The 8,531-nt window shown below is 70.4% G+C and carries 5 protein-coding genes; all 5 read right to left on the minus strand.

Annotated features, from left to right (window positions below):
- Positions 1-296: 296 nt before the first annotated feature.
- The gene (gene pdxA / locus VHR41_03510) at positions 297-1,277 is read right to left on the minus strand and encodes a 4-hydroxythreonine-4-phosphate dehydrogenase PdxA (GenBank protein ID HEX3233234.1); all 981 of its coding nucleotides are present in this window, start codon (positions 1,275-1,277) and stop codon (positions 297-299) included.
- A complete protein-coding gene (locus VHR41_03515) occupies positions 1,231-2,670 on the minus strand; it encodes a peptidylprolyl isomerase (GenBank protein HEX3233235.1) in 1,440 nt (479 codons plus the stop codon). Before VHR41_03515 ends, pdxA begins: the two co-directional genes overlap by 47 nt.
- A 2-nt stretch (positions 2,671-2,672) precedes the next feature.
- The gene (locus VHR41_03520; protein ID HEX3233236.1) at positions 2,673-4,199 is read right to left on the minus strand and encodes a peptidylprolyl isomerase; all 1,527 of its coding nucleotides are present in this window, start codon (positions 4,197-4,199) and stop codon (positions 2,673-2,675) included.
- Positions 4,200-4,216: 17 nt separating this feature from the next.
- A complete protein-coding gene (gene mfd, locus VHR41_03525) occupies positions 4,217-7,480 on the minus strand; it encodes a transcription-repair coupling factor (protein HEX3233237.1) in 3,264 nt (1,087 codons plus the stop codon).
- Positions 7,480-8,531 (minus strand): hypothetical protein (locus tag VHR41_03530; protein ID HEX3233238.1); only part of this gene is annotated, 1,052 nt, incomplete at its 5' end. The genes mfd and VHR41_03530, both read right to left, overlap by 1 nt.

Consider the following 8,531-nt stretch of genomic DNA (forward strand, 5'->3'; position numbering starts at 1 on the left):
CCCCAGCCCCCCAGGCACGCGCAGTGCGCGTGAGCGCGGCAGTGCCGCGCTGGTACAGTGGTGGGCGCAACAGCGTTGCGCGATGATCGGGCACGTAATGCCCGCGGGCCCGATGCTCGGGCGCAGGCGGCGGGCGGGGATCGCGGAGGGAGTCAGGCCGTGTGATCTCCGTCGAGCTACGTGTCCCCGGGGGCGGCCTGTTGTGACCGAAGCGAGCCCCGCCCGCCGCCGGAGCCGGCGCCCAGACCCCGCCCGCCGACGGCGCCGACGTGCCGATTGTCATCAGCTACAGGTCCTCAAGTAGCTGCGCTTCGCCGCCGCGCCAGCCGACTCGCCAGCTCGATCGCCACCCGCATGCTCGACGGATCCGCCTGCCCCTTCCCCGCGATGTCCAGCGCCGTCCCATGGTCCGGCGACGTCCGGGGAAACGGGAGTCCCAGCGTCACGTTCACTGCACGGCCGAACGCCGCCACCTTGATCGCCGTCATGCCGACGTCGTGGTAAGGAGCCAGCACAGCGTCGAACTCCCCCCGCATCGCCCGCACGAACACCGTATCTGCCGGAAGCGGCCCCGCCGCACCCAGTGCCGCCGCCGCGGGCCGGAGCACCCGCTCCTCCTCATCCCCGAACAGTCCGCTCTCCCCGGCATGCGGGTTCACCGCGCAGACCGCGATCCGGGGTGCCGCGATGCCCCACCACTCCCGCAGCGCCCGCTCGGTAGTCCGGCCGGTCCGCACCACCCGATCCGTGGTCAGCAGCGCGGGCACATCGCGGAACGGCACGTGGGTCGTGACCAGTACCACCCGGAGCTCCTCCGACGCCAGCATCATCGCGACGTCCACATCTCCGGCCAGGTGGGCCAGCCACTCGGTGTGCCCGGGATAGGGGAAGCCTGCCAGATGAAGGGTGTGCTTGTGCGCCGGCGCGGTGACGATGCCGTCCACCTCCCCGCCGAGCGCCAGCTTGACCGCCGCCTCGACTGCGTGCCCGGCCAGCCGCCCCGCCCGGAGGGTGCGCGCCCGATCGTCGGGACGCTCACCGCTGCCCAGACCCCAGGTGCCGACCGGCACCCGCCGGAGCGCGGGCACCGCCGCGATCTGGTCTTCGGCGCCCACCACGGTGATCTCGGCGTCCAGCGGATCGGCCAACGCGCGCGCCGCGATCTCGGGCCCGATCCCGCGGGGATCCCCCAGCGCGATCGCCAGGCGGGGCCGCGCGCTGGCCCGCCCGCTAGGCGCGGATATCGACGTAGGTCGCCTTGCGGAGCCGATCCAGATACCGGCGGATGGCGAGCTGCTGGCTGAGCTGCTCGCGGATCTTGTCCTTGACGTCCTCGTACTTGATGTCGCCCGGCGCGCGCCGAGCGGTCACCTGCAGCACCACGAACTGCTGCCGCCCGCCGGCGCCCTCGAGCGGAAAGACCGGGATCACGGCGCCCGAGTCGGCCTCCCCGATGGCCTTGGCGTAGGCCTCCGGCAGCTTGTCGATCGGCACGTTCTCGGCCTGACGCTCGGCGGATCGGTCGTGGTAGATCCGCTGCAGCGAATCGAACGAGGCCCGGGCGAGCACCCGGGCGCGGACCAAACCGGCCAGCGCCCGCGCGCTGTCCACGTGAACGGAGTCGATCTCGGGGACCAACAGGATGTGCCGTGCCTGGATCTCGCCCGGCTGCACCCGCTCCACTTGAATGATGTGGTATCCGAACGGCGACTCCACCGGATCGGAGATGGTCCCGGGCTTGAGCGCGAACGCCACCCGCTCGAACTCCGGCACCATAACGCCACGGCGGAACCAATTGAGCGAGCCGCCCTGATCCTTCGAGCCCGGATCCTGGGAAAAGCGCTTGGCAGCGGTGGCGAAGTCGGCCCCGCGCCGAAGCTCGAGCACGATCGAATCGGCCCGCGCCTTGGTCCGCGCCTTGGCCTCGGGGGACGGCTTCGGACTGATGATGATCTGGCGGAAGGAGAGCGTGGCCGGCCGGGACCCGAGATTGCCCTTCTGCTCCTCGAAGAACGCCCGCATCTCCTGCTCGGTGGGTGAGACCGGCTTGAGCTTGCCGTCGTTCCGGAGCTTTTCGATGAGCCGGTTCTGGAACGCCGCGCGGCGCTGCTGATCGGTGAGCCAGCGGCGGTACTCCTCCGGTGTCTGAAACCCGGCTTTCTTGAGCTCGTTCTTGAAGTCCACTTCCGAGGTGAAGTTGGTCCGTACCTTCTTCATCTGCTCCTCCACCCCTTCCGCGATCTCCTGATCGGTCACCTTGATCGCGGTGTCGCGCTGGGCCTGCTGCACCAGCAGCTCCTCATCGACGATGGAGGACACGACCTGCTTCCGGAGCCCCGCCAATCCCGCCGAATCGGTTGGCAGGTGCCCGCCTTGCGACTGCCGGGAGAAGATCTCCTCGTCCACCTGCGACGCCAGCACCGGACGGTTCCCCACCACGGCGACGACCCGGTCCACCACCACCGTCGAATCGGTGCGGGTCAGCGGCGGACCCGAGACGGCCACGCTGTCCGGAGCGGCGCTGGCTGCCGTGCTGTCGGAGATGACCGCGCCCGTGTCGGGGCGGACCGACCCGGTGGAGTCCTGAGCCGCGAGCCGTCCGACGCCCGGCGGCGCGGCACACATCAACGTGGCGAGAAGCACTCCGCCACGATAACAACGATCCTGCATCTCTACTTCCTCGGTTCCGACGGTTTGGCTGGCTGCGGCGCTTTCGGCGGCTCGGAGCTGGTGGCTGTCTCACCCGGTTTGGGGGCCGGCCGCGCGCCGGGCACCGGCGCCGGGCCGGTGGCAGGCCGCATGCCGCCCCGTTGCGCGCCAGTGTCGGCCTTGCTCTTGATCTCGCTGGCGATCTCGACCGACCGGTTGACGCCCGCGTCATACACCCGATAGGGGAGCCGGTCGCGCAGCAGCGTGCCCAACGCGGCCGGCAGCGGCCGGAGACGCTGCTTCCCGGCGATGAGCTGGTCGAAGTAGCGCTCCACCTTGAGCTCCGCGACCTTGTCCCGCTCCCCCGGGGTGACCCCCGGATCGGTGACGTCGGTCGCGTCGAGGCCCATCTCGTTCTTCAGGGTGTCGAGCTGGGTCTGGTAGCGCCGCTGCATCGCGGCCCACTCCACCGGCGAGACCGTGATCTTGGCCGAGTCGGCCTGCCGCAAGAGCAGCACGTTCTGCGTCAGGATCCGGGCGAACCGGTTCAGCATGCTGTCGTTACCCGCTTTGAGCTGGGAGGTGTATTGCGGCGGCAGCGCCCGCACCCAGCGGAGATAATCCTGCACGGTGAGCTCTCCGCCGCGGTAGCGCACCAGCACCTTGGACGACTTGCGCGCATCGTCGGGAGATTCGGCCGCGGTCCGCATCAGCACGGGTGCGTCCGGCAGCACCTCGATCTTGCTGCCTGCGGCCAGGCTGTCCATGTAGAGCGAGTCGAGACGGACCCCCGCCCGCTCGGTGAGATAGTCCTCGATCCGCTCCCGCGCCTCGGCCAGGGTCGGGCGCTTGATGATATGGAATCCGAACGGCGTCTCGACCAGGTCGCTGACCTGGCCCGGCTTCAACGACCACCCCGTGCTGTCGAAGGCCGGGACGAACCGCCCCTTGGGGCTGGGCGGCAGGAAGCCGCTGTCCGCCTTGCTGCCCGGATCGTCCGACAGCTCGCTCGCGAGCTGACCGAAGCTCGCGCCCTTCCGAATCCGGGCCAGGGTGGCCTGGGCCTTCTCCTTGGCCGCCTTGCGGACAGCCGTATCGGTCTTGGGGCGCACGCCGAACAGGATGTGCTGCAGCACCCGCACGTCGGGCGAGTCGTAGACGCTGTCCACCGCCTTCGGATTGACGGCTCCACGATGCGCCATGAGCGTATCGTGCCAGTGGGTGCCCTTGAGCTCGGAGAGCTCGGGCCACACGGCCTCGGCCACGCTGGCCGAGTCCGTCGGCAGCTTGCCGCGGGCCACCGCCTGCCCGAAGAGGGTATAGTCCACCCAGATGTTGGCGACGAAGGCTGCCGTCTCCCGGTCGAGCTTCACGCCCTTGCCGGCGGCGGCGAGAATGTCTGCCAGCCGTTGGGAGGGCAGCTCCTGTCCCCCGGCTTCGGCCGCCGTGTCGGCGTGGGCCGAGAACAGGTCGCGGAAGTTCGAGCAGCCCCCGAGCCCGGTGACGAGCGCGGCGGTGAGCACGAGGGAGGGGATGACCAGTCGTCGCATGAAAGCTCCAGGATTGATTACTGCACCACGGCTTTGAGCGCCCGCACCAGTGCGGGCACCAGCGGCTCGCCGCCGAGGCGGAGGAGCCGGAGCGAGAGAGGGACGGTGCGGCGGACCTCGGCGGCCAGCTGCACGTGATCCAGTGCCGAAGTGAGTCCAGCAAGGCGCGGCGTGGTGCCGGCTCGGAAGGTGAGGCGCGCCTCGTCGCCTCGGACCAGCGCGTGCTGCACACCCAGGACGGCTCCCAGCACGCGAAGCCGCGCCATGTCGAGCAGCATCTCGGCCTCGGCCGGTAACGGTCCGAAGCGCTCCCGCAGTTCGTCTCGCAGCCCATCAATGTCGCCGGATGACGTGGCCCGCGCCAGTCGTCGGTAGAAATCCAACTTCACGTCGTCGTCCGGCACGTAGCCGTCGGGCAGATGGGCCGGACGGTCGAGCACCACGTCCGGCGGCAACGGCTGCTCGGCCGTGGTGCCCTGTCCCTTGAGCGCCCGGACGGTCTCCTCGAGCCATCGCATGTAGAGGTCGAAGCCGACCGCCTGCGCGTGCCCCGATTGCTCCGCGCCGAGCAGGTTACCGGCGCCCCGAAGCTCGAGGTCCTTGAGGGCGATCCGGTACCCCGCCCCCAGCTCGGTATGATGCTCCAGCACCTTGAGTCGTTCCTCCGCATCCGCGTCGATCGTGTCAGGCACCAGGAGATAGCAGTAGGCCCGCCGGTGGCTTCGGCCGACCCGGCCCCGCAACTGGTAGAGCTGGGCCAGCCCGAACCGGTGCGCATCGTGCACGATCATGGTGTTCGCATTGGGTACGTCGAGTCCCGACTCCACGATCATGGTGGAGACGAGAATGTCCACCTCCCCCGACACGAAGCCCTGCATCACCGACTCCAGCGCCTCGGCCGGCATCTGGCCGTGCGCGACCCCGATGCGGGCGCGGGGAGCGAGCGCCCGTACCCGCGCCGCGATGGTGTCGATGGTCTCGATCCGGTTGTGCACCACGAAGACCTGACCCCCGCGGTCGGTCTCCCGGGCGAATGCCTCTTCCAGCAGCCCGTCGTCCCATGGCTCGACGAAGGTGAGGATGGGCGAACGGTCCCGGGGCGGAGTCTCGATGAGCGTGAGGTCGCGGAGGCCGGCGAGGGAGAGGTGCAGGGTACGGGGAATCGGTGTCGCCGTCAGCGTCAGCACGTCCATCGAGAGTCGGAGAGCCTTCAGCCGCTCCTTGTGCTTCACCCCGAAGCGGTGCTCCTCGTCCACGATGAGCAGGCCGAGGTCCTTGAACAGCACGTCCTTGGAGAGCAGGCGATGGGTTCCGATCACGATATCCGTCTGCCCTCCCGCCAGACGTTCCAGGGCCGCCTTCTGTTCTTTGGGCGTGCGAAAGCGCGAGAGGACCTCGATCTTCACCGGAAAGTCGGCCAGCCGCTCCATGAAGGTGCGGCCGTGCTGCTCCGCCAGGATCGTGGTCGGGACCAGCACCGCCGCCTGCTTGCCTCCCTGGACCGCCTTGAAGGCGGCCCGCACCGCGACCTCGGTCTTGCCGTACCCCACGTCGCCCACCAGCAGCCGGTCCATCGGCCGGGGCCGCTCCATGTCGGCCTTGAGCTCCTCAGTGGCCTTCCGCTGGTCGGGGGTATCCTCGTAGAGGAAGCTCGATTCGAGCTCTCGCTGCCAACGGCTGTCCGGGGGAAAGGCGTAGCCCCCGGTCACGCTGCGCCGGGCGTAGAGGTCGAGCAGCTCGGCGGCCATCTGATTGATCGCCTGGCGGGTGCGCTCCCGCACCCGCTGCCAGCTGGAGCCGCCCAGGCGGTGCAACCGCGGCGGCGGCCGATCCCCATCCTCCCCGGCCGCGCGATAGCGCTCCAGCTGGTCCAGCCGGTAGAGCGGGACGTTGAGCCGATCGCCGCCCTCGTACTCCACGATCGCCACTTCCAGGGTCGATTCCCCCGCGGTGATGGTCTCGATCCCCCGGTAGATCCCGATGCCGTGGTCCAGATGGACGACGTAATCACCTTCGGTGAGCGCGCCGGTGGCCATCGACGGTGCAGCCTGCCGGTAGCGGCGCGGACGCCGGAGACGGCGGGCGCGGCGGAAGATCTCGTGATCGGTGAGCACCCGGAGCGCCGGCATCACGAAGCCGCCGTCCAGCGCGCCGATCGCGAGCGTGGCGCGGACCCCGGCACGCCCGCCGTCCTCCAGCAGCTCGTCCAGCCGCTCCAGCTGCCCTTCGTTGTCGCAGAGAATCAGCGTGGGCGGCGACCCGGCGAGCAGCGCCCGCAGCCGGTTGAGGTCGCGGTCGATCCGCTCGGGCGGAAAGAACCCGAACTGCAGATCGGTCTGCTCATCGCGGAGCAGCAGCCGGGGATACGCCTCGATCCGGCTCACCCACTGCGCCGGGCTCTCCAGGATGTCTTCCCGGCTCGGCACCTCCTCGCCCAGGCGGCGGGCAACTTCCAGGTGGTGCTGGGCCTCGCGCCAGGCGCGGTCGACCTCATCGTGGTCAGGGCCGAACGCCTCCTCCAGAACGATCGTATCCGAGGGCAGCAGCTCCAGCAGGGTGCGCCGCGCCGTGGCCGCGTCGGTCGACCGCACCTCCTCGGCTGTGATCGGCAGAACGGTGATCTCGTTCAGCTCCTGGAGCGACCGCTGGGTGGTCAGGTCGAAGCCGCGAATAGATGAGATGTCGTCGCCCCACCATTCGAGACGCGCCGGTACCGCCATCCCGAAACCGTAAACATCCAGGATCCCGCCCCGGACGCTGAACTCGGCCACCTCGGTGACCGTCGCCACCCGGTGGTAGCCCATGCGCTCCAGGGTACGGGCGATCTCCGCCGGCGGACGCCGCTCCCCGGTGGTGAGCCGCAGGCGGAGCCGCTCGAGCGCCACGGGCATGAGGGTCCGCTCGGCGGTGGCGCGGGCGGTGGTGACCAGGATGCGGAGCCGGCCCTGCAGCAGCGCCTCGATCGTCTCCGCCCGCTCCCCCGCGATCTCGTAGTGGGGTTCGTCCTCGCCCAGCGCCTCCCGCTGCGGGTAGAGCGCGACGCCGCCATCGGTGAGATGGGCAAGATCGTTGAGCCATCGCTCCCCATCGCCAGGGGTGGGAGCAACCACCGCGAGCAGCCGCTGCGGCAGCGTCCGCGCCAGCCACGCCACCAGCACGGCGCCGCTGGAGCCGGGCAGGCCGCCCAGCCGCAGCCTGCTCCCCCGCCCGGGCAGTCGCGGAATCAGGTCCTGCGCGGCCGGCGCTCGCTCGAAGGCGTCCAGGACCGGGCGGAGTCTCATCAAGGCTGCCGCCTCCAGACGCTCGCGAGCGCGACCTCACCGAGACCAAGGGCCAAGGCCAGCCAGAGAAGCGGCCCTCGGAGATCCCCTCGGGCGGCCGAGGAGAACGCCCCCGAGCCGGCGTCCTCGAGCGAGACGATCCGCGCGTCCGGCCAAAGCCGGCGCACCTGGCGATCCGGGGCGCGCGCGAGGAGCGATTCGCGGGGATCGACGTTGGCGGTGATCGCCCCGACGGTGTCGTCTCCCACCACGAGGTAATAGGCGCCGGTCTCGACCGGGCGGAAGACCCCGCCACCTTCCACCCGCCATTCTCGTTCGCCCTGGCGCACGGCGGTGATCAGATCGGGCAGCGGCAGCGGATCGCCGGGCGCACCATCGGCCAACGCCACCTCACCTCGGGCGAGCCGGTTCACCAGTGCATCCATGAACGGCATGAAGCCGGCTGAGGTAGGCAGCTCGGTCCAGTCCGGATCCAGCCGACTTCCCAGGATCAGCACGTTGCCGCTCCGCACCAGCCAGGGTGCGCCGCCGGCCGTGGCCAGCACGCCGGTACGCCCGCTCTCTCTGGACTCGAGCCGGTAGCGCCGCTGTACCCGGATCCGACCCAGCAGAGGACCGCTGTCGCTACTGGCCGGCTCGGCGACCGGCGCCCCGAAGCTCCAGGTCACCCCGCGGGCCGCGAGCGAGCGATTCAAGGCACCGATCGCGGCGGGGTCTTCCGGTGGGAGCACGATGGAGCTGCCTCGTCCCAGGCGCCCAACGGTGACCAGGTCGCCGCTGGCGATGCGGTGGTTGGTCATGAGCACCTGGCACGCCGCGGCCACGAAGCGCCCGCCCGAGTCCCAGTTCACCCGGGCCACCGGGGCCACCCGCACCACTGCCACCCGGCGGTCATCGAGGCGCAGCTCGTCGGGATCGAGCTCGGCCGTAAGGATCCACCAGCCGACCGGCACGCCTGGAAGCGCCAGCACAGCGTGGCCCCCGAAGCGGGCCAGGGCCTGCCTTGCCGGCCGGGTCCCGAGCTGGGCGGCCACCGGGACCGTGGGGCCGG

Source organism: Gemmatimonadales bacterium, from assembly GCA_036265815.1.
In the GTDB taxonomy this organism is placed as follows: Bacteria; Gemmatimonadota; Gemmatimonadetes; order Gemmatimonadales; family GWC2-71-9; genus CAVVWJ01.

What these genes read in the sequence shown, in the direction of transcription:
- VHR41_03515 (HEX3233235.1), bottom strand. Translation starts at nt 2,670, where the DNA reads ATGCAGGATCGTTGTTATCGTGGCGGAGTGCTTCTCGCCACGTTGATG.
- mfd (HEX3233237.1), bottom strand. Translation starts at nt 7,480, where the DNA reads ATGAGACTCCGCCCGGTCCTGGACGCCTTCGAGCGAGCGCCGGCCGCG.
- VHR41_03520 (HEX3233236.1), bottom strand. Translation starts at nt 4,199, where the DNA reads ATGCGACGACTGGTCATCCCCTCCCTCGTGCTCACCGCCGCGCTCGTC.